We start from the raw sequence: 2,994 nt of genomic DNA on the forward strand, positions 1-2,994 counted from the left end.
GGGATTTCGGTCCGGGGCCGGGTTCCGGGGAAGTTCGCTCCCTGGAACCCGGCCCCGGGAAATCCGTCCCCGGAACTCAGTCCTGGGGAAGGACGATGACCGGCGCCGTCATGAGGACGGTGCGGCGCGGGTTGGCGGTGACCGGCGGGAGCTCGGTGGCGTGGGCGACGGCCTCGGCGATCCGCAGGGAGGCGCTGTCCTCGAGGTGGACGAGCGTGGTGCGGCGCGGGTTGGCGGTCTTCCGGTTCGCCTTCGGGGTCGCCTTCCGGGACGTCAGCTTCGTCGTCGTGGTCTTCACTTGCTGCCTCGCGGTGTCGTGGTGCGCTGGTCGTTCTCGCGGCCTGTGTAAAGGACCAGGCTAGGCGCGCCTATCCCCACGCGTCCGCGGGAGAAGTCCTGACTTGCTTGTGAGTTTGCTCACGAGCGTGCCGAAATATGCCGCAAACCGGGCGGCCGTTCGGCGCTCACGAAACGGACATTGCAGGGCTGAACCTGACGTTCCGCTCCTGATCATGGAATCTGGGACACCGGACGAGCCTCCTCGCCGACCTGGAGGTCTGTTCGTATATGCCCCTTATAAAGGCCCTGGTCCTCTACGCCCCGTGACGAATTCCGGCACTGAGCGTGATGCCGGAGGGGGTGGGGTGCACCGGCCTTGTTGGAGATCTGGCACTGTGCTGGAATTCCACGGACCGCCAGGGGGCAACCGCGGTCCCCCCACGACTCGACACCGTCCCGCCTTCTACCGGCGGGGCGCCTGGTCCAGAGGTTGCGACGCTAGTGCAGGGACGTTTCAAGAGGGATGGCAGCGCTGCGGCGGAGCCGGAGCCGCGCGGTGCGAACGACCGCGGCCCGTCCGCCGAAGGGCAGGCCGGCGAAGGATCCGCCGACCGGCCGCAGGCCACGTCAAAGGCGAAGGCCAAGGCGAACAAGGCCAAGCTGCCGAGCGGGCCGGGCTCACGAATAGCCCTGCGCAACTGGCGAATCAGTACCCGCCTCGTCTCCCTGCTGGCCCTGCCCGTCGTCGCCGCGACGACCCTGGGTGGCCTGCGCATCAACGACGCGCTCACCAACGTCGACCAGCTCGACCACATGAAGCTGCTCACGGACATGACCGGCAAGGCGACCCAGCTCGCCAACGCGCTCCAGGAGGAGCGCGACCGGTCCGCGGGTCCGAAGACGGACGGCAACCCCGGCGACGACGCCGTGGTCGCGTCGCAGGAGAAGACCAACCAGGCGATCGACGCCTTCAACGGGGCCACCCGGGGCGTGAAGCCGACCGACCCGACGATGGTCGGCGTGCAGACCACCCTGGTCGACATCACCCGGCAGCTGAACAAGATCAAGCAGGTCCGGCAGGACTCGTTCGACCCGAAGCAGAGCGACTACATCGCCCGCTCGGTCAACAACTACGACGGCCTGATCAACGCCCTGCTGTCGCTGTCCCAGGACATGGCCCAGGCGACCAGCAACGCCGACATGATCACCAGCACGCGCGCGCTGGCGACGTTCTCCGCCGCCAAGGAGTACGCGTCGATCCAGCGCGCCGTGATCAGCGCCGCCCTCGCCAACAAGAAGGGCCCGTACCTCTCCCCGAACGACCAGCAGTACGGCCGCGAGGCGTACGACGCGGAGAACGAGGCGATCCGCCGCTTCACCGCCATCCGGGGCGCGGACTCCCAGCAGCTGCTGCAGGCGATCAACGGCGGCAACGCGGACATCACGACCGCCAAGACGTACACCGACCGCGTCTTCACCAAGGACAACGGCATCAAGAACGAGCCGAAGTCCTACAAGGACTGGTACGACCAGGCCTCGGTGAAGCTCGGCGAGATGTCCAAGATCGAGCAGACCCTGCTCTCCCAGATGGAGCAGAAGGCCCTCGAGCTGCGTGACGACGCGCAGCAGGACGCCATCATCAACGGTGTCCTGATCATCCTCGTCCTCGGCATCTCGCTCGTCGGCGCCTTCGTCGTGGCCCGCTCCATGGTGCGCTCGCTGCGCCGTCTGCAGGACACCGCCCAGCGGGTCGCCCAGGACCGTCTGCCCGAGCTCGTCAAGCAGCTCTCCGAGACCGACCCGCAGGACGTCGACACGTCCGTGGAGTCCGTCGGCGTGCACAGCCTCGACGAGATCGGCAAGGTGGCCGCGGCCTTCGACGACGTGCACCGCGAGGCCGTCCGCCTCGCCGCCGAGCAGGCCCTTCTGCGGGGCAACGTCAACGCGATGTTCACCAACCTCTCGCGCCGGAGCCAGGGCCTCATCCAGCGTCAGCTCTCGCTCATCTCCGAGCTCGAGAGCCGCGAGGCCGACCCGGACCAGCTGTCCTCGCTCTTCAAGCTCGACCACCTCGCGACCCGCATGCGCCGTAACGGCGAAAACCTCCTCGTCCTCGCGGGTGAGGAGCCGGGCCGCCGGTGGACCCGCCCCGTCCCGCTCGTCGACGTGCTCCGTGCCGCCGCGTCCGAGGTGGAGCAGTACGAGCGCATCGAGCTCAGCGGCGTGCCGCCGACCGAGGTCGCCGGCCGCGTCGTCAACGACCTCGTGCACCTCCTCGCCGAGCTGCTGGAGAACGCGACCTCGTTCTCCTCCCCGCAGACCAAGGTCAAGGTCACCGGCCACGCCCTGCCCGACGGGCGGGTGCTCGTCGAGATCCACGACACCGGCATCGGTCTCTCCCAGGAGGACCTCGCCTCCATCAACGAGCGGCTCGCCAGCCCGCCGACCGTGGACGTCTCGGTCTCGCGGCGCATGGGTCTGTTCGTGGTCGGCCGCCTGTCCCTGCGACACGGCATCCGCATCCAGCTCCGGCCGTCCGACTCGGGCGGTACGACCGCGCTCGTCATGCTGCCGGTCGACGTCGCCCAGGGCGGCAAGAAGCCGATGCCCGGCGCCGTGCCCCCGGCCGGCAACGGTGCGCCCGGCGGCAACGCCGGCGTCGCGGGTTCCGCCCCGCGCCGGCAGGTGCCGCCCGCCGCCGGCCAGCAGCGCCCC

At 69.3% G+C, this 2,994-nt stretch carries 2 protein-coding genes; one reads left to right on the forward strand and one right to left on the reverse strand.

Going from position 1 to position 2,994, the window contains the following annotated elements; genetic code table 11:
* Positions 1–76: 76 nt before the first annotated feature.
* Complete coding sequence (locus B7P34_RS35595; RefSeq protein WP_223268591.1) at positions 77–298, reverse strand: hypothetical protein; 222 nt, start codon at positions 296–298, stop codon at positions 77–79.
* Positions 299–780: 482 nt separating this feature from the next.
* Here B7P34_RS35595 and B7P34_RS35600 point away from each other — a divergent pair.
* Positions 781–2,994: sensor histidine kinase (locus tag B7P34_RS35600; RefSeq protein WP_146167032.1), on the forward strand; the 2,214-nt coding region annotated here is incomplete at its 3' end.

The organism is Streptosporangium nondiastaticum (genome assembly GCF_003011965.1).
Lineage (GTDB): Bacteria > Actinomycetota > Actinomycetes > Streptomycetales > Streptomycetaceae > Streptomyces > Streptomyces nondiastaticus.